General features: G+C 68.6%; 17 protein-coding genes. 4 read left to right on the forward strand and 13 right to left on the reverse strand.

Annotated elements, in window-relative coordinates:
- Positions 1 to 11: 11 nt before the first annotated feature.
- The 9 genes from dprA to E6J58_11735 all read right to left on the reverse strand — a co-directional run bounded on the left by dprA (position 12) and on the right by E6J58_11735 (position 9,942).
- Positions 12 to 950 (reverse strand): DNA-protecting protein DprA, encoded by a 939-nt coding sequence (dprA, locus tag E6J58_11695; protein TMB37407.1) that lies wholly within the window; start codon positions 948 to 950, stop codon positions 12 to 14.
- A 262-nt stretch (positions 951 to 1,212) separates the two neighbouring features.
- Positions 1,213 to 2,604 carry a LysM peptidoglycan-binding domain-containing protein gene (locus tag E6J58_11700; GenBank protein TMB37279.1) on the reverse strand — a complete coding sequence of 464 codons (1,392 nt, stop codon included), beginning with the start codon at positions 2,602 to 2,604 and terminating at the stop codon, positions 1,213 to 1,215.
- A gap of 11 nt (positions 2,605 to 2,615) precedes the next feature.
- A complete protein-coding gene (locus tag E6J58_11705) occupies positions 2,616 to 3,386 on the reverse strand; it encodes a tetratricopeptide repeat protein (GenBank protein ID TMB37280.1) in 771 nt (256 codons plus the stop codon).
- Positions 3,387 to 3,465: 79 nt separating this feature from the next.
- Positions 3,466 to 4,173, reverse strand: coding sequence for a laccase domain-containing protein (locus E6J58_11710; protein TMB37408.1), 708 nt, complete (start codon positions 4,171 to 4,173; stop codon positions 3,466 to 3,468).
- Between the two features lie 76 nt (positions 4,174 to 4,249).
- Positions 4,250 to 4,837, reverse strand: coding sequence for a hypothetical protein (locus E6J58_11715; GenBank protein ID TMB37281.1), 588 nt, complete (start codon positions 4,835 to 4,837; stop codon positions 4,250 to 4,252).
- Between the two features lie 116 nt (positions 4,838 to 4,953).
- The gene (locus E6J58_11720) at positions 4,954 to 5,577 is read right to left on the reverse strand and encodes a DedA family protein (GenBank protein ID TMB37282.1); all 624 of its coding nucleotides are present in this window, start codon (positions 5,575 to 5,577) and stop codon (positions 4,954 to 4,956) included.
- The gene (locus E6J58_11725) at positions 5,574 to 6,773 is read right to left on the reverse strand and encodes a KamA family radical SAM protein (GenBank protein ID TMB37283.1); all 1,200 of its coding nucleotides are present in this window, start codon (positions 6,771 to 6,773) and stop codon (positions 5,574 to 5,576) included. The genes E6J58_11720 and E6J58_11725 overlap by 4 nt, the downstream gene beginning before the upstream one ends.
- 66 nt (positions 6,774 to 6,839) lie before the next feature.
- On the reverse strand, positions 6,840 to 8,780 hold the full coding sequence (locus E6J58_11730) for a hypothetical protein (GenBank protein ID TMB37284.1): 1,941 nt from the start codon (positions 8,778 to 8,780) through the stop codon (positions 6,840 to 6,842).
- Positions 8,781 to 8,892: 112 nt separating this feature from the next.
- The gene (locus E6J58_11735; protein ID TMB37285.1) at positions 8,893 to 9,942 is read right to left on the reverse strand and encodes a hypothetical protein; all 1,050 of its coding nucleotides are present in this window, start codon (positions 9,940 to 9,942) and stop codon (positions 8,893 to 8,895) included.
- A 95-nt stretch (positions 9,943 to 10,037) separates the two neighbouring features.
- On the opposite strand from E6J58_11735, the gene E6J58_11740 reads away from it, so the two are divergent.
- Entirely contained in the window at positions 10,038 to 11,405 is a 1,368-nt protein-coding gene (locus E6J58_11740) for a lysine 2,3-aminomutase (protein ID TMB37286.1), read from the forward strand.
- Positions 11,406 to 11,503: 98 nt separating this feature from the next.
- Positions 11,504 to 12,751, forward strand: coding sequence for a hypothetical protein (locus tag E6J58_11745; GenBank protein TMB37287.1), 1,248 nt, complete (start codon positions 11,504 to 11,506; stop codon positions 12,749 to 12,751).
- Positions 12,752 to 12,757: 6 nt separating this feature from the next.
- Here E6J58_11745 and E6J58_11750 read toward each other — a convergent pair whose 3' ends face one another.
- Positions 12,758 to 13,861 carry a GNAT family N-acetyltransferase gene (locus E6J58_11750; GenBank protein TMB37288.1) on the reverse strand — a complete coding sequence of 368 codons (1,104 nt, stop codon included), beginning with the start codon at positions 13,859 to 13,861 and terminating at the stop codon, positions 12,758 to 12,760.
- Between E6J58_11750 and E6J58_11755 the strand changes: the two genes are divergently transcribed.
- On the forward strand, positions 13,764 to 14,204 hold the full coding sequence (locus E6J58_11755) for a DUF2203 family protein (protein TMB37289.1): 441 nt from the start codon (positions 13,764 to 13,766) through the stop codon (positions 14,202 to 14,204). The genes E6J58_11750 and E6J58_11755 overlap by 98 nt on opposite strands.
- Here the strand turns inward: E6J58_11755 and E6J58_11760 are convergent, their stop codons facing one another.
- From E6J58_11760 to E6J58_11770, 3 genes are read right to left on the reverse strand one after another with little or no spacing between them, the layout of a single operon-like run.
- A complete protein-coding gene (locus E6J58_11760) occupies positions 14,205 to 14,585 on the reverse strand; it encodes a RidA family protein (GenBank protein ID TMB37290.1) in 381 nt (126 codons plus the stop codon).
- Between the two features lie 42 nt (positions 14,586 to 14,627).
- A complete protein-coding gene (locus E6J58_11765) occupies positions 14,628 to 14,831 on the reverse strand; it encodes a hypothetical protein (GenBank protein ID TMB37291.1) in 204 nt (67 codons plus the stop codon).
- Positions 14,828 to 17,002 (reverse strand): bifunctional (p)ppGpp synthetase/guanosine-3',5'-bis(diphosphate) 3'-pyrophosphohydrolase, encoded by a 2,175-nt coding sequence (locus tag E6J58_11770; protein ID TMB37292.1) that lies wholly within the window; start codon positions 17,000 to 17,002, stop codon positions 14,828 to 14,830. The genes E6J58_11765 and E6J58_11770 overlap by 4 nt, the downstream gene beginning before the upstream one ends.
- Positions 17,003 to 17,146: 144 nt before the next feature.
- Here E6J58_11770 and E6J58_11775 point away from each other — a divergent pair, with 144 nt between their 5' ends.
- Positions 17,147 to 18,595, forward strand: coding sequence for an FHA domain-containing protein (locus E6J58_11775; protein ID TMB37293.1), 1,449 nt, complete (start codon positions 17,147 to 17,149; stop codon positions 18,593 to 18,595).
- Positions 18,596 to 18,655: the final 60 nt, after the last annotated feature.

Consider the following 18,655-nt stretch of genomic DNA (forward strand, 5'->3'; position numbering starts at 1 on the left):
GGTTCGAAAGCTCAGCGGCGCAGGAAATATTTCCCGGGCCTCTGCACGACGACGCCCTTCAACTCCAGCTCCGCCAGCTTACCCAGCGCTTCCCGGGCGGGGATCTGCGCGCGGAGGGCGAGGTCGTCTACATGAGCAGGGGTCCTCTCGTCCAGAAGTCTCCAGAGTTTCGCACCGGTCGCATCGATGATTTCGGTGTCCGTATCGGGCCTTTTGCCAGTTTCGTTGGATGCCGGAACGGCTGAATGCGATGCGTCATCGACTGGTGTGGCCATGGGAATCGGCCAACCCAGGTCAGTCAGGACGTCCGCCGGACCGGTTGCCAGCTTCGCCTTCCCCTCGCGCAGCAGGCCGTTTGGTCCCTCGGCACGAGGATCCGCCGGATCGCCGGGTACGGCGTAGACAGGGATGTTCTGCGCAGTGGCGTGGGCTGCCGTGATCAAAGCGCCAGATCGCTGCGCGGCGCGGACGACCACCACCGCATCGGACAATCCCGCAACCGTGCGGTTTCGGCGCGGAAAATTTCTGGGCATCGGCTGCGTTCCCGGCGCGAGCTCGCTGACCAGGGCGCCCCCGCCGTTCGCCAGCCGGTCGAAGAGCCTTCGATTGTCCGAAGGGTAGACGACATCGATTCCAGATCCGAGCACCGCGATGGACGTCCCTTGTCCCCAGAGCGCTCCTTCGTGCGCCGCGGCGTCGATGCCGCGCGCTCCGCCCGAAACCACCTCGACGCCCGCCCGGGCGAACATGTCGCCGAACTCGTGCGCCAGCGCCAGTCCCGACTCCCCGACCTCGCGCGCGCCGACGACGGCGATCCGGCGGACCTCTGGCGCCAGGTTCCCGCGCACGTAGAGCAGTCGCGGCGGATTCGGGATCCTCCGCAGCTTCTTCGGATACTGCGCGTCGTCGAGCAGCAACACGCGGGCGCCCGCATCGCGAGCCGCCTTCAATACCAGGACACCCAACTCGCGGAGATTCGGACCCTGCGCGAGATACTGCCGCGCTTCCGGATTCAGCTCGAGCTGCTCGCCGGCCTCGAGGATGCCGCGGGGGCCTTCTTCCAGGGCAGCCTCGAGCGACTGGAACCGAGCGGCGATTCGCGCCAACGTCGAGGCGCCAATCCCCGGGACCGCCGACAGCGCACAGGCGGCCAATACGTCGGGACCCGCACGCCCTGCGGCGTCGGCCACCCTCTGGCTCCCGTGCGCCAAGCTACTGCACGCCGCCGCCGGACCCGGAACCGCGCATCTCGACCAGGTCTCCGGCCTGCAGCTCGCGGATGCTCTTGATCACCACGGCAGTGCTCAGGTGATCGCGCGCATCGACGACCAGGAGCAGCCCGACGCTTTCCTCGGGGACCGCGACCTTTGCCGCCCGGGCGCCCTGCTTCCCGCCCGTGTACGACTTGGTCACGAACGCATTGTTCAGGCCGTCGCCCTGGCGAAGGACGGCGAAGGTGTTTCCTTCCTCGACGCCGTCTTCGACGCCGCGGTCGATGAACACCTCCTGGTATTCGCCATAAGTGGTGAGGCCGGGGTTCACGTTCTGGACGATCCTGCCGACCACGTCGGCGCCGTTCGCCCGCGGGGCGATGCGCTTCTCCTGCGCGATCCAGGGACGCACGAGATCACCGCGTTCCACCTCTTCGAACGTCCGCTCGATCTGCACCGTCGCCTGCGTGCCCTGGATGGAGATGACCCTGACCACACCGACCGTCTTGGTCTGCCGGGCCAGCGTCCGATTCGAAATCGGATGGACGATGGGCCCCTCCGGGCGGAAGATCAGCAGCTTGTCGCCGACCCTGGCCGGCACGTCATGCCTGAACCGGGCGTACCCCGTGTCGTAGGTGGAGAGCATCTGCTTCTCCTCGAACGAGGCTTCGAGCGTGCCGGCGTCGCGCATCTCTTCCGGCGTCACCAGCCCGCTCGTGCGCACGCTCAGGACCGGCGGCGGCGAGAAGGCGAGCTTGCCGCTCACGCTGACGGAATTCAGCGCCGCGCGCGTCTCGCGGCTGTTCTTCTTGACCACCTCGAGGTCGGGCGTGTCGGACGTGGTCACCGAGGTCTCCCATGAAGCTCCCGGCGGCGTCTCTTCCGGCGCGTTCAGCGCCTCGGCGTCGATGCCCGGCTCCTCGGCCTGGACCTGCGCCGGAGCCTGGGCACCGCCGTCGCCGGGCACGATGCGGAGCTTGTTGCCTGGATAGATCCAGTGCGGGTTCTCGATGCTCGGGTTCAGGCTCCAGATCTTGGGCCAGTACCAGGGATTGCTGAGGAACTTCTGGGAGAGATCCCAGAGCGTGTCGCCCTTGACGATGGTGTACTCGTCGGGCGTTCCCGGAACCGGCTGGATGTTGGCGTCGGGCGGCGGGCGAGGGCTCTGCTCCGTGATGGGGGCGTTCTCCGGCCGCTGCGCCGGCACCGTCAGGGTGTGAGGCCGCCGCGCAGTCGGGCGGGGGCTGACCTGTTGCTGCGGATCCATGGCCTGCGGCGCCACCGGCGGAGGCGGCTGGTTCTGCTGCGCGCGCACCTGAACTGCAAGCGCCAGAGTTAGCGCCCCTCCCCATCCTGCTCCCCTGCGCCATCGCGCGATCGTCCGCGTTCGCATCGGTGCCCTCCCTACAGTCCCTGCAGGAGCTGCCGCGAGTGCGCCGATTCCGGCGCTTGCGGGTGCTCCGCGCTCAGCTGGTTGAGAACGGCCTTCGCCTCTGCCTTGCGCCCGAGAACCCGGAGGCAGCGCCCGCGCTCGAGCTGCGCCTGCGGGACCGCATCGCCGGCCGGATACTTCAGCGGCAGGCTCTCGAAGATCTGCAGCGCGCCGGCGCAGTCTCCGCGCACCTCCCGAATGAGGCCCGCGAGATAGAGCGCATTGTCGGCGGCGCTGTGCTGCGGGTAGGTGGCCACGAAAGCGAGCAGATCGACTTCCGCCTCCACATGGCGTCCTTCGTTGAGCTTGCGCACGGCGTCCGCCCAGATGTGATCGGCGTCGAAATCGCGCGCCACCGAAGGATCCGTGGCGAGGCGCGCCAGCGCTTCCTCGTCGGGCTCACGGAGCTCGACGTCACTCGGGAGCCGCGGCGCGTGCTCGACCGGATTGGGCCGATCGGTGCGGCGCAGGCGTCCGCCCGCCTTCACCGTCTTGGCCGGCGGGCGCGGATCCGGACGGGCGGGCGACGCGGGGGTCACGTGCGCCGGCTGCGCCTTGGCCGCCAGCGCGGCGAGCTTCACTTCCAGCTCCTCGATCCGCCGCTGCTGCTGAGCGAGCAGCGCCGACTGCGCCTGGATCTGACCGCGCATCTCGTTCAGCTCCTCACTTTCGGCGGCCGGACGCACTGCCGCTCCAGCGCAGGCGACGAGCATGGCCGTGGCGGCAATAAAGCCGAAGCGCAAGCGGATTTCCCCTCTGTGCGGCAATGGCGCCGCGTCCCGCGATCATCTACGCGGGGGGCCTGACATGTCAAAGAAAGGCTCAGGAGTCGCGGACTTCGATGAAGGCGAGATGCCGACCTGTGCGCCCTTTGTCGCGGCGGTGGCTGAACCATGCGCTGCTGTCGCAGGATGTGCACCCTTCGACCTGCTCGATCCGTTCGGGCGGAATTCCCGCCTGAAGAAGCGAGCGTTCGACGCAATGGCGCAGGTCGAGGTGCGGCTTTGTCGTCCGCGCCGGATCGTCGGCTGCTTCCGGACCGAACAGCGCGCGAAATTCGGCGGCCAGCTCGGGCGAGACTTCGTAACAGCACCGACCGATGCAAGGTCCGATCGCGGCGAGCATCTGCGCCGGGTCCGCTCCCGCCGCGTGCTGAAGGGCGCGAATGGCGCGCCCGGCAATCCCCAGCCGCGCGCCTCGCCAACCCGAGTGCACCGCCGCCGCGGCGCGTTCGGCGTGCACGAGGATGGGGACGCAGTCCGCCACGCGGACTCCCACGGCGCCCTCGCCGAGAGCAACGATGGCGTCCGCGCCTTCCTCCTGCCTTGCCGTCGGCGCGAACACCTCGCGCATGCGCGCGTCGACGATGCGGTCGCCGTGGACCTGATGGGCGCTGGCGATCGGCGCCTGGAGGCCCGCTGCCGCGCGAAGGAGCGCGTGGTTCCTGCGCACCGCCGCTTCGTCGTCGCCGACCGAAACGCTGAGATTGAGCGAGGAGAACGCGCCGGAAGAGACGCCGCCCGTCCGCATCGAGAAGCCATGGGGGACGCCTGCGGCGGAGAGGAGGCGGGAGGTGGCGAAGAGCTTCACGCTCCCAGTCTAACTCCTACAAGTCGTGCAGATACTCCTGGATCTCGCGCGCGGCCTGCTCCTCGGAAGTCCGGTCGACCGACCGCCCCGCGAGCTCGGGAACGCGCTCCACCAGGACGATACGCTCTCCGCGCGCGTCGCCGACGACGTTGCCCTGCGGGTCGAGGTCGTTGACGCCCTCCAGCACGACCCGGCTGCCGTTCCGGCGCACCTGGTAGAGCGTGCGCGTTCCGGCCCCGGTTGAGTCGCCGAGGAGGAACCTGTCGCCGTCGGCCTGCCAGCGGCAGGCGCGATCGGACACGCCTGGCTCCTCGCCGTCGACGGAGACGGCGAGCGCGAGCCGGCACTGCCCGCTCTCCTCGAGCATCAGGGCGCCACGCTCGGTGAGGACGTGCTCGGCGCCATTCGCGTCGGTCAGCTTGGTGCCGGTCTCGCTGATCTCGATCAGCTGGTCGATTCCGTCGAGCTGGGCGCGAGAGCGGATCGACTCGACCGCGTACTTCCCGGCGGCGAGCACCGGCCTGTCGGGACGCGACGCGCCGAAATGCGCGCACCCGATTCCCGCCGCCAGCACCAACGCCATCCCGACCCGCCCGAACCCCATGTGCCGCCTCCCCGCCCGCGTCCGGAGGAAAACTGTGCAAGCGGGCGGCCACGCTGGCGACGCGAGTGGCAGAGGCGGGATGGGAACGGCCGTTCCCACCCGCGGAACCGTCCGCTTCAGGAGAGCGCGCGGCGCGCCTTGAGCTGTTTACGAACGAACCAGGCGACGGCGAGGAGACCGATCGCCAACAGGACGGCGTCGAACCGGTGGAACCAGGGCTTGAGCTCGTCGATGTGCTCGCCGAGCTTCATGCCGACCCAGGCGAGGCCGAGGCACCAGGGGAACGATCCGGCGAAGGTGTAGACGATGAACTTGCCCATCGGCATCCGCGCGACGCCGGCCGGAAAGGCGATGAAGGTGCGGACCACGGGAAGCAGTCGCGCCACGAACACGGTCACGTCTCCGCGCCGGACGAAAAAGCGGTCAGCCCAGTCCAGGTGCTCCGGGGAGAGCAGGATGTAGCGTCCGTACTTCAGGATCAGCGGACGGCCTCCATAAGCCCCGACGTAATAGGCGGGGATGCTGCCGAGGACGCAGCCGACGCCGCCCCAGAGGCCGCAGCCGAAGAGCGTGAAGCGGCCCGAAGGAACCAGGCTGCCGGCGAACGGCATGATCACTTCGGAGGGCAACGGGATGCAGGCGCTCTCGATTGCCATCAACCCGGCGATGCCGGCGTACCCCATGGCGGAGATGACGCCCTGGATCCAGAGCGCGACGGCTTCGAGGACGTTGGCGATCAAGGGAGGACCCGAAGGCGGCGTCCCGGCCGGGACGGTTCCGCGCCGTAGAAGATTTCGTCGTAGGGAACGCTGCAGTCGGTCGCGCGCGGCTCGGGGTAGGCGAACCGCTCGCCCTGGTAGCTGCGGAAGATGGTCTCGCGCGCGCGCCGCTCGACCACGTACTCGGGCTGGATCGTCACCTTCCCTCCCCCGCCGGGAAGATCGACGGCGAGGTGCGGGACGGCGAGACCGCTGGTCCAGCCGCGGAGCTCGCGGAGGATCTCGATTCCTCTCGCGAGCGGCGTGCGCAGGTGCTCGAGGCCCTCGGCGACGTCCATCTGGTGCAGATAGTAGGGACGCACCCGCATGGTCAGGCACTTCTGCATCAGATCCTTGATCGCGCGGGCGCTGGAGTTCACCCGGCGCATGAGCACCGCCTGGTTCTCCACCGGGATGCCGCGATCGACGAGCCGCTCGCAGGCCTCACGCGCCTCTCCGGTGATCTCCTTCGCGTGATTGAAGTGGGTGACGACGTACAACGGAGCGAACTTGCGCAGGGCCCCGGCCAGCTCGTCGTCCACACGCATGGGCAGGCAGACGGGAATGCGGGTGCCGATGCGGACGATCTCGACGTGCGGAACGCTGCGAATCTGTTCCAGCAGCTCGATCAGCCGCTCGGTGGAGAGCAACAGCGGGTCGCCGCCCGAGACCAGCACGTCGCGCACTTCGGGATGCTCGCGCAGATAGTCCACGGCCTCGTGCAGCTCCTCCCGCGAGATGCCTCCCTCGTCGCCGGAGGTGATGCGCCGCCGCGTGCAGTGACGGCAGTAGACCGAGCAGTGATCGAGAGCAAGCAGAAGAACCCGGTCCGGGTATTTGTGCACGATTGCGCGGACCGGCCGGTGCTTGTCCTCCCCGAGCGGGTCGCGCAGCTCGCCCGGATGCGCCTCGGCCTCCGCGCGTACCGGGATGGCCTGCATGCGGATCGGACAATACGGGTGCCCGGGGTCGATGAGGCTCAGGTAGTACGGCGAGACGCCGAGGCGGAAGAGGTCCGCGGTCTCGACGCAGCCGCGGCGCTCGTCCTCGGTGAGCGCGATCGCCCGCTCGAGCTGCGCGAGGGTGCGGATGCTGTGGCGGAGCTGCCAGCGCCAGTCGGCCCACTCGGCATCGCTCGCCTGCGGGAAGAGCTCAACCCGTCTCGCGGCCGTCGACATGAGGGCGCGCAAGATGCTTCGCCCGCCGCGGCAGGTCAAGGACGCAGGTCCATGAACCTGCGCGGCTCAGAAACCGTACGTGCCGCTCTTCGTGCCGCTGCTCCTCGCGTGCGGTCCGTTGACGCCGACGGTGACCCGGAAGATGGCGGAGAGCGTACCGGCGGTGGGCGACGGCGCGCATGCGTGCCCGGGCGCCGCGGTGGTGGGCGTCTTGTTCGTGTTGGCGACGTCGAAGCCCAGGACGGTGCCGTTGTACCAAACGCCGAACTCGGTCTGCACGATGCAGGCGCCATTCACCGTGTTTGCGACGGTGCAAGGCAACGTAGGGTTCGCCGCCGAGACCGCCTCACGACTCAAGTCCATCGCGCCGAGATTGTCGAGCATTGCGTCGCCGCCGTACTTCGTCAGCTTGAGCCCGTCCTTTGGCGCTGTCAGATCCACGGTAAAGTTCGTCCCGATCGTTGGCAGGTTCAGATAGCTATCGAGGACCTGGACGGACGCGGACAGAATGGAGGTATTCGACGCGTTGTTGTCGATGTAATCCGCGCAAGTCTGGGGTGCGGGAGCCCAGGCGCTGAAGATAGGCGCGCCGACCTCGGTAAACACCACCCACGTCGGAGCCCAGATCGTCCGGTCGGAATCCCAGATGCCGTTCGGCGGATTGTACGCCGCGCAGCTCGCCCCGCCGCAGAAACGGTCTTCGGTGACCGGGTCATAGGCATTGTCGTCGTTGGCGTCGATGAAGGGGTCGCCCTGGTCGACGAACAGCTCCCCGGCGGTGTACTGCCCGTCGAGATTGGCATCGACGAAGGCTTCCTCGCCGCGGACCATGGCGATGATCGTCACGAGCTGATCGCGCGGGTTGGCGGAACCCTGGAACGGCTCGGCCGCGCGAGGCTTCGGAAACTGCGTCGCGTCTGCGGCGAAGGGAGCCGTCTCGACCGGACCGAAGCCGCCCGCCGGATCGGACGAGAACGTCACGGTGACGGTGCCCTCGTCCGGATCCGTCGGGTTGTTGAGGTCGAACGGCTTGGTCGTGGCGCTCGCGCTGATCGCGCCCGTTTCGGCGGCGAAATAGACCGGCGTGGCGATCCCGACGCGGTTCCCGTAGCGATCGGAGAGGCGGACGCTGCACTCGCTGGTCTCGTACTCCAGGGTCGTCGTGTAGACCGGCAGGTTGATCCGGTTGCAACGGAAATAGAAGCCGGACGCCGACGGCTTGGCCCCGCGCACCGCGATCGGCTGGGAGCCCGAAGCTCCGGTCGCCGTCACCGTGGCGGTGATCGCCGTAATACCGACTTGTGGCCCGGCGTCGTATCCGACGGAGACGGTGCCGTCCCCGCTGGTGACTGCGCTGGCTTGCGCCAGCGTCACGAGGGCCGGTTGCTTCTGGCCGAAGGTGACCGTGGCGCCGGACACTGCCCGGCCGCTCGCATCGGTGACGAGGAATGTGGTGACGCCGGTCTCCTGGATTCCGGATCCCTTGAGACCGAGGACCGCCGGAGCAGAGGCCGTGGCAGTCACCGAGGCCGCGGCACCCGCCGGTCCGACGACGATGGGGCCCGCATCGGTGCCGCCGGACGTCGGGCCTGCATCCGTTCCTGTGGACGACGGACCCTGGAGCGTCACGCGGGTTCCGTTCGCCACGGTCGACCAACTCGCGGTCACTACGACGCTGCCGGCTCCGCAATGGGTGGGGTCGAGCGTGAAGTCGCAGGCATAAGTCACGGTCGCGTGCCCGGCGGCATCCAGCGTCAGCGTGGCCGCCGTCGTGCCGGTGCCGTTGACGTTGCCCGCGGAGGCGAGGAACGAGATGTTCCCGGTCGCGGCACGGCCCGCGGCGTCGGTCACGCTGGCGGTGACGTGGGCGAGCGAGCCGTCGTTGTTCAGCGCGCTGACGTCCGAGCTGAGCCCGACGGTGCCAACCGAAGGCGCCTGCGTCGTCTCCGCGCAGGCAAAGGAAAGCGCCACGGCCACGACGCCACAGATGTTGCGAGCGAGATTCACGAAGTACCCCTCCGGCAGCGCCGCAACGGCGCGGTCCGACCGTTATCGGGTGGCGTGGAAAGGCGCGTCCATTTTTCAACTGGGCGCGGATGTGAGCGCGTGGGGGCGGGGGTCAGGCGATGGAAGCCAGCTCCGGATCCGCTCGCACCGCTGCCGCCGACGCTCCCGCCTCCAGCGCGCGGCGGAGCCAGTTGCGCGCGCGATCGGAGGCGCCGGCGCGCAAGTTGGCGCGCGCCGCGACCACCGCCGCGTCCGCGCTCTGCCAGATCGAGAAGCTCTGGCCGGCGAGCATCGCCGCCGACTCGTTGTCCCCGCGCGCAAGCTCGATCCCGGCCCGCAGCCGGAGCGCGGCCGCCTGACGGAAGGGGCCTCCGCCGCTTTCGAGGCGGACGGCCGCGGCGATCGCGGAGTCGAAATCGCGGCGCTGGAGCGCGCTGCGGGCGTCTTCCATCGCTGCCGCGACGTCGCCGCGCTCGACGGCGTCTTCCTCCGCCACCGCCGCCGGAGCGACGGCAGCGCGTTCGTGGGCGGCGGCCGCCCGCGCCCGCTGGAAGTTCTGCAGCGCGAACAGGCCGAGCCAGAGCAGCGCAAACGGGTCGGGCCCGAAGATCAGGGTGACGGCGCCGGCGACGGCGAGCGCCATGACCAGCGAGATCCAGGAGGCGAGCGCGACGGACGGCTTGCGCCGTACCCCTTCGATGAAGGCGAGCATCATATTCCCGCCGTCGAGCGGCAGGATCGGAAGCAGGTTGAAGGCGGCCCAGACGACGCTGACCCAGACGAACTGCGCCATCACGAACGCGCTCACCGAACCTCGCTCCGGGGGGAGAACGCGAACGATCCCGTACGCGAGCAAGCCGAGAAGCAGCCCGGCGACGGGTCCCGCGAAGGAGAGGACGAACTGCCGCCCCGGCCGCGGCCGGGAGCGGAACTGGGGAAAGGTCACCCCGCCGAACGCCTCCAGGCGGATCTCCGGGCGGCCGCCGAATGCCCGACCGAGGATGGCGTGGCCCAGCTCGTGCACCAGCACGCTGACGAAGACGACGAAGATCCAGGCCGCCATCCTCCAGCCGAACCCGTACCCCGCGCCGAGAAGAATGGCGCTGAGGAAGAACCAGGGATAGACGGAGACGGGGAACGGGCCGACCTTGAATCGGAGCACGGCCCCCGAGTGTATCCGCCGCGAGCGGGCTGCGCAGCCGCCTTGACCCGACGGTGTTGCGCGGGTACTCACGCACTGCGGAGGAATTCTTGAGCATGTCGGCAGCGCGGCAGGCGCCGAAGCAGAAGTCGGAGCAGCCTTTTCACTATCCCCTCGACCGCGGTTACGCCGAGCCAGACTGGACGCGGTTCCCGGGCTATCGCGCAGTCACGCGGGCGGACTGGGAGGACGCCACCTGGCAGCGGAAGAACACGGTCAAGACGCTCGCCGAGCTGAAGGAGGCGCTCGGCGCGTTCCTGACGGACGCGCTCGCCGAGGACATGGCGCGCGACATCCGCGAGCGCGCCACCATGTCCATGCTGATCACGCCGCACATGATCAACACCATGGACGAGCGGAACCTCTATGAGGACCCGCTCCGGCGCTACATGCTTCCCGCGTTCAGCGACCGGCGCACCGACTGGCCCAGCCACCCCAAGGCGTCGCGCGACAGCCTGCACGAGGCGGAGATGTGGAAGGTGGAAGGGCTCACGCATCGCTACCCGACCAAGGTGCTGGCGGAGATGCTCTCCACCTGCCCGCAGTACTGCGGGCATTGCACGCGCATGGACCTGGTGGGGAACTCCGTCCCCCAGGTCAAGAAGCTGAAGTTCGCGGTGGCGCAGAAGGATCGGCACCAGCAGATGCTCGACTACCTGCGCGCGACGCCAAGCGTGCGCGACGTGGTGGTCTCCGGCGGCGACATCGCGAACATGCCCATCCAGCAGCTCGAGCCGTTCGTTTCCGCGCTGCTCGACCTGCCGAACATCAAGGATGTGCGGCTCGCCTCCAAGGGCCTGATGGGAATCCCGCAGCACTTCCTCCAGGACGAGGTGCTTTCCGGCCTGGATCGGCTGGCGAAGAGGGCGTTCTCGCGCGGCGTGAACCTGTCCTTGCACACGCACGTGAACCACGCGAACCAGGTGACGCCGCTGTTGGGCAAGGCGGCGGGTGCGCTTCTCTCGATGGGCTTTCGCGACGTCCGCAACCAGGGAGTGCTGCTGCGCGGCGTGAACGACTCGCAGAAGGCGCTGCTCGACCTCTGCTTCATGCTCCAGGACCACGCGCGCGTGCTGCCGTACTACTTCTATATGTGCGACATGATCCCCAACTCCGAGCACTGGCGCACCACCGTCGGGGAGGCGGAGAAGCTCCAGCACGACATCATGGGATATCTGCCCGGCTTCGCGACGCCGCGCATCGTCTGCGACGTGCCCTACGTGGGGAAGCGCTGGGTGCACCAGCTCGCCGAGTACGATCGGGAGAAGGGCATCTCGTACTGGACGAAGAACTACCGGACGGGGATCGAGGAGAACGATCCCGAGGCGATGACGCGCCGGTACGAGTACTACGACCCGATCTACCTGCTGCCCGAGTCGGGGCAGCGCTGGTGGCGGGAGCAGGTGGCCAAGGGCGCTGGCTGACATCGCGCGCGCGCCGCTCTTGCGTGGCGCGTTTCGCCGCGGTAATTGCGTCGGCGAATCCGGGAAAGCGCCCTTTGAGACTTACCAGAGGTTTGCCGATGCGCGCTGCGTGCGCTTTGGTGATGGCTGCGATGGCGTGGACCGCCTGCAGCAGCGCCGGGTCCCGCTACGACGAGCTCGTCGTGCAGACGATCTCCGCGCAGTGGCCCGGGACGCCGCTCGAAGGCATCCGCGTGCAGGTCGACGATTCGGCCTGGGCCTCTACGGACGCGCACGGGAACGCCACCTTCCGCAACGTCGGCCGGCCGTTCACGGTGCGCACGTACATGACCTATCAGGGGGCGGCGCTGTACCACCGGGTGGCGGAGGTCGACGGCCTCGACGCGAATCCCGCCGTGGTCCCGCTGGACAACCTCCACTACGACTCCAACGAGGCGACAATCGCCGGCGTCGTCACAAACCTCTCCGGCAGCGCAGCGTCGCTCGTCCAGGTGATCGCGGCGAAGCCGGGGGGAAGCCTCTGGCGGGCGCAAGTCGCCCCCGATGGGTCGTTCCAGGTCCAAGTGCATTGGGAAGGTCCGAGCACGAATTCCTTGGCCGTGCACGCCTTCGAATCGGACACGGCCAACCCGCCCACGCACTACCTCGGATACGGCTCGCTCACCCTCCCGGTCTCCAACGGCGTCGCCGTGACGGGCTTGACGGTGCCGCTGGGCCCAGTGGCCGAGGCCCACGTCGCCGGCAACCTCGAGATCGCGGGGGCGCTCGGCGAAGGAACGTACTTGTTGGGACTGTGGCTCAAATTCCCGGACGAGTCGGCCGTCCCGCTCGTCCGCTCGCCGGCCGGCGGCAGGGCCGGCGTTTCCGGCCCGTTCGATCATGTCGTTCCCATGGTCGGCGCGCCTTTGTCGGTCAGCTTTTCATTCTTCGGCGGGAACACGGGGATCTCTGCGGGAGAGCGGCAGCGCGTGGAGGTCGGCGGAGGCGCTCCGGCAACCGGCCTCGCCTTCGAGGTCGGCGTACCCGTGTCTTTCGTCGAGCCGGCCGCCGGCGCGCCCATAGGCACCGGCACGTCCTTTCGCTGGGCCGCGGGGCCGGACGGGGCGAACTACGATCTCCTGGTTCTCTGTCAGGACACGGTCGGACTCGATCGCCGGGCGTTGTGGTGGGAAATCAGGACCAGCGCCACGCAGGCGCGCCTGCCCTCGGTGCCCTTCTTCGCCACCGCGGTCGGCGCGGCCTGCGACTGGCAGGTCTCGTGGCAGAAGTTTCCTCTGCCCGTCGCCGACGTCCTCCCTCCGGGCAGATGGTCCGATAGCGCTCTCCGAACGGCGGTCTGGCAGTAGCTGCGCTCAGATGTGATCGAGCAGCGCCAGGTCGGTCGGCCCGCCACGCTCGGGCAACGAGGTCGCGCCGTCGAGCGGAGCGATCATCGCGATCGCGGTGTGGCGGTCCGGCGCGTCGAACATCTCGCGCAGTTGCCCCGCGGGCCAAAGCCGCAGCCGGGTGCGGCCTGCGCGGTGGAGACAGTCGCGCAACCCGCTGAGCACGCGATCGCGCGCGGCGTCGTCGGTCCACGCCGCTTCCAGCACGTCGAGGCTGTCGCGACCGAAGCGCAGCATCGCGGCGCCTTCGCCGGAGCGGCCTTCGGCGATGAGCCCCCACTCCGGCTCGCCAGACCCGCGCGCCCGCGCCAGCTCGCGAAGGCGGCGGAGCTGGAAGCGCAGGGTCCAGCCATCGCGGGCGAGCGCGAAGCGGCCGGAGGTGCCGCAAGAGGCTGCGAAGAGGCGGGTCATCAGGGGCTCGTCGCCGGCCAGCGCGGGGCGGGTGGCCGCCGGAATGTGCGGAAGCTCGGCGGCGTCCACCGTGCACTCCCGGCTCTCCACCACGCGGAATCCGAGCCCCTCGTAGTAGTGGATCGGGATATCGGAAAAGAGTACGGCGGCCTGGGCGCCGGCCGACGCGGACTCGTCCATCGCGGCGCGCAGCATCGCCGCCGCGTACCCGCGCCGGCGCAATTCGGGGGGAGTGAAGACGGCGCCGACGCCGAGCACGCGCAGCGGCCGGCCCGCGCAGGTGGCCCGGAGGTCGTACGTCTTCATCGCCGAGGTGAGCCTTCCGTTCGCGAACCACCCGAGGAGCCGGTAGCGGTCGCGTGACTCCGGCGCGTCGGCGAGGCGGCGCTGAAAAAGCTGGAACCGGTCCTCGGAAAGTCCGCCCCCCCAGATCGGCTGGATGCCCCGGAAGTAGGCGGCCCGCTCCTCGCCGGTCAGCTCGCGCAACATCGGCCGGACCGTACCATGCGTTCCGCTTTCCGATCGGGTCTGCATTCTATAGGGTGCGGCCGTGGACGTCCCGATGGCAACCCGCTTCTTCTCGCTGCGCGAGGCCAACGCGCTGTTGTCCACGCTACAGGACGAGTTCACCCGCGCGCGCCAGCTTCGCGACGATCTCATGGGCGTGCAGCAGAAGCTGCAGGAGGCGGGGCGCGGCATCGACGGTCCCGACGTGCAGATCGATCCCGAGGCGCCAGTGGCCGTGCAGCGCCTGCAGGGTCGCGCCGTCCAGATCATCGGCAAGCTGCGCGACATCCTCCGCGACGTGGCCGAGCTGGGCGTGGAAGTGAAGGCCGCAGACGGATTGGTGGACTTCCGCAGCCGGCTGCACGGTCGTACCGTCCTCCTCTGCTGGAAGTACGGCGAGGACCGGGTCGGGTTCTTTCACGAGCTGGACGCCGGCTTCTCCGGGCGCCGTCCTTTGCCGGCGGACGGCGACTTCATCGGCGACCTGCTGCAGTAGTTAACTCCGCGCGATCAGCTCGATCTCCACCCGCGCCCCCTTGGGAAGCGCCGCCACCTGCACGGTGCTGCGCGCCGGCGGGCTGCGGGGAAAGCGCTTGCCGTAGATCTCGTTCACAGTGGCGAAATCGGCGAGATCGACGACGAAGATGGTCGCCTTCACCACGTTCTCGAAGCCGGCGCCAGCTCCGTCGAGCACCGCCGCCAGGTTGTCCATCACCCGCTCGGTCTGGGCACGGATGTCGCCCTGCACCATCTGCTGGGTATTGGGGTCGAGGGCGATCTGGCCGCTGGTGAAGATCAGGTCGCCCGCGATCACCGCCTGCGAGTAGGGGCCGATCGCCTTGGGTGCCTTGTCCGTGATCACGATTCCGTTCGGCATTGCGGGCGGAACTAAGCCCTCGCGCCCGCTGCCGTCAAGGCATCAGTTCACGCGGACGCAGCGCTCGCCGTCCTTGTTGTCCGGACGGTATTCGTACTCGCCGATCCAGCCCTGCGCCTTGTTCTGCATGGTGCAGGCGCTGCATTCGACCCGCTTCTCTCCGGTGACGCGGTCGCAGTCGGAGAGATCCTTGATTGCGTGGGCACAGCCGCAAGCCAGCAGCACGAGCAGGAGCGTAGCTCTCATACCCTCTCCACGGAGTGCACACCGGGGATCTGCCCGATGGCGCGCAGGACGTCGTTGAGCTGCTTCACGTCGGCGATCTCCACCTCGAACGTGCTCACCGCTCCGTCTCCGTTGGCCCGGGCATTGGCCTGCACGATGTTGACGCCGACTTCCGCGAACGTCTCGCTCATGCGAGCGAGCAGCCCCTTGCGGTCGTCGCTCATCACCTTGAGATTCACGACCCGCTTGAACTCCCCGTGGACGTCCCAGGTGACTTCGACCCGGCGCTCGGGGTCCGTCTCCATGGCCTTGCGGCACCCCTGCACGTGCACGGTGACGCCGCGCCCGCGGGTGATGAAGCCGACGATCGGGTCTCCCGGCACCGGCGCGCAGCACTTGCCGTACCGGACCAGCACGTCGTCGACGCCGCCGATGCGCACCCCCCCGCTGGTGCGCGTGCGCTGGGCGACGCGGCGGAAGAGCTGGGAGAGGGCACTGGTCGCGCCGTTCCCCTCGCTGTCGATCTTCTCCGCGGGCTTCAGCTTCTCCTGCGGATAGAGCTTGTGGAGCACGTTGGTGGGAGAGAGCTTTCCGTAGCCGACCGCGCTGACCAGGTCGTCGGCGCGCGAGTGCCCCATCTCGTTCGCGGCCTTGAGGAAGACCGGGGTCTTCGCGATCTTGGTGAAGTTCAGGTCGAAGCGCTTGAACTCCCGCTCCAGCAGATCGCGGCCGATGTCGATGCTCCGCTCCCGCTGCTGGGTCTTGATGAAGTTGCGGATCTTCGCCTGCGCCCGGCTGGTCTTGACGAAGCTGAGCCAGTCCTTGTTCGGGCGGGCGTTGGGGCTGGTGAGGATCTCGACGCTGTCGCCGTTCTTCAGCTTGTAGCGCAGCGGCACGATCTTGCCGTTGACCTTGGCGCCCACGCAGTGCGCGCCTACCTCCGAGTGGACGGCGTACGCCAGATCCACCGGCGTCGACCCGAGCGGGAGGCTCTTCACGTCGCCCTTGGGAGTGAAGACGAAGACCTCGTCCTGGAACAGGTCCACCTTGACCGTCTCCAGGAACTCGCGCGGGTCCTTGAGGTCCTGCTGCCACTCCATGAGCTGGCGCAGCCAGGCGAACTTCTGCTCGTCCTTGCCGCCCGTCTTCCCTTCCTTGTAGGCCCAGTGGGCTGCGATTCCTTCCTCGGCGATGCGGTGCATCTCCTCGGTGCGCATCTGGATCTCGATGCGCTCGCCGGTGGGGCCAATCACCGTGGTGTGCAGCGACTGGTACATGTTCGGCTTGGGGATGGCGATGTAGTCCTTGAACCGTCCCGGAACCGGCTTCCAGAGCGAGTGGATGAGCCCCAACGCCTCGTAGCAGGCGGGCACCGTCTTGAGGAGGAGCCGGAACGCGACCACGTCATGGAGCTGGGTCACCGACGAGAGCCCGTTCTTCCGCATCTTCTTCCAGATGCTGTAGACGTGCTTGGGCCGGCCGTGCACCTCGGCGTCGAGGCCCGCCTCCTGCAGCTTGGTCTTGAGCAGCTCGACGACGTCGGCGATGAAACGCTGGCGGTCCTTCTGGCTCTGGGCGAGCTGCGTCTCCACGTCGGCGTACTCGCCCGGTTTCAGGTACTTGAAGGCCAGGTCCTCGAGCTCGATCTTGATCCACTGGATGCCGAGCCGGTTCGCCAGCGGCGCGTAGATGTCGAGCGTCTCCTGCGCGATGCGCTGCTGCGCGTCGGGGCGCATGTGCTCGAGGGTGCGCATGTTGTGGGTACGGTCGGCCAGCTTCACCAGGATGACCCGGATGTCCTTGGCCATCGCCACCAGCATCTTGCGGAAGTTCTCCGCCTGCTTCTCCTCGATGCTGACGGCCTGCGAGGACTGGAATGTGCCGAGCTTGGTGACGCCTTCGACGAGGTCGAGCACTTCCGTTCCGAAGAGCTCCCGGATCTCCTCCGGCTTCGCCAGCGTGTCCTCGATGGTGTCGTGCAACAGCCCGGCGACGATGCTGGCTTCATCCAGCTTCAGATCGGCCAGCAGGCCCGCGACTTCCAAAGGGTGGACGAGGTAGGGCTCGCCTGATTTGCGGACCTGTCCTTGATGGACCTTCGCCGAGTAGACGTAGGCCTTCTTGACGAGATCGACGTCTGCGTCCGGGTGGTACGCGCTGACCTTTTCCAGGATGTCATTGAGGCGAATCATCAGCGCAGCCCGAAGCGTACCGCGTCACGATAACTCCGGCAAACCACCACTAACGCGGTTCGACGCAGTGTGCCAGTGGTCGATTCGGCCTTTGTTGTCCGCAGATTGACCCATGCGCCGGGCGGCTCGTATGCTCGCGCACCCATGGTTACCTGTCCGGCGTGCGGCAAGGAGAACGAAGACTCCGCCTACGAGTGCAAGCGATGCCGGGCGCCGCTGCGGGAGGAGGAGCCGCAAGCCGAGCTTGCCGCGTCGCGGTCGCTGGGCGATGTCTGCCGCCGCTGCGAGGCCTACAACGAGCCCGGCGTGACCGTGTGCACGAACTGCGGCTTGCCGCTCTTCGCCGAATCCGGGCAGCCGCCGGACACGACACCTCCCTCCGGCTTCACGCCTCCCACCCAGGTTCCCGAGACGCTCTCCGAGGAGCTGCGCGCCCTCGCCATCTCCGACGAAGAGGCCGCCGAGGCAGGATTGACTCTCGCTACCCGCAACGGTAACCCGTCCGACAAGACCCCGCCGGAGCCGTTCGCCGTGTCCAGGCTCGCTCCTCCAGGACCGGCTGCCCGTCCCCGCGTCGGGGAAGGCGTTCCAGGTGCCGCCGCAGGTCCCGCACCCGCCCGAAGGCCGCCGCCCGCGCCTCCGTCGCCGTCGAGCAGGATGGAGCCTCCGCCGGAAGCCTTGGCGATTGCCGCGGCGCTGCCGGCGAACAAGCCCTGTACGAGCTGCGGGGCGCGCAACCCGCCCGCCGCGAAGTTCTGTTTCGACTGCGGAACCCCGTTCGCGAAGAAGGCATCCTCCGCCCCGCCTCCGCCGTCGATCGAGATCGCGGCGGATCTGGGGGCCGAGACGTTCGAGGACGCCACGATGCAGAGCGCCCCGGTGCCCGCGGAGGAGCCGGTGCCGGCGGAATCGGTGGCAGAACCCATTCCCGAAGAGCAACCGCCTCCGTTTGCCGCGAAGCTGGTCCTGGAGACGGCCGACGGGAACGGAACCGAATTCACTCTTGGCCACCTGGAGAACAGCCTCGGAGGGTCTGCCGCGCACGTCGAATTGGGCGAGGACCCGCATGTCGCTCCGCATGCTGCGACGGTCGCTTTCGTCGACGAGCGGCTGGTGCTCCGCGACGAGGGGAGCGCGAACGGCGTGTACGTCAAGGTACGCGAGCCCGCCCCGCTCGAACCGGGGGATCTCTTCATCGCCGGCGAACGGCTTCTCCGCTACGACGGCCCCGTCGACGTTTCCCGGGCGCCGGCAGGCGACCCGCCGCTGCTCGGTGCTCCCCGTCCCGGGGAGGCGCTGTACCGGGTCACCGAGGTCCTTCTCGGAGCGAAGACCGGTCGCACCTGCCACCGCGCGCCCCCTGCGGTCTCGATCGGGCGGACGGGCTGTGACATGAACTTCGGGGACGATCCGCTCCTTGCGGCGCGGCACGCGGAGGTCCGGCTGGCGGAGGACGGCGCCGCGACGCTCGTCGACCTCGGCGAGGGTGCATCCGGCGTATTCTTGCGCATACGGGCGCAGCAGCCCGTCGAGTTGCAGGCCGGCGACGTGGTCCGGATCGGGGACCAGCGCCTCCGCGTCGAAGTCGGGTAAGCCCGACAGCCGGCGCGACCCTGCGCCGGGCTAGTCCCATGGCAGCGCGCGGACCGCCGC

It is taken from the genome of Deltaproteobacteria bacterium, from assembly GCA_005879535.1.
Taxonomy (GTDB): Bacteria; Myxococcota; Myxococcia; order Myxococcales; family 40CM-4-68-19; genus 40CM-4-68-19.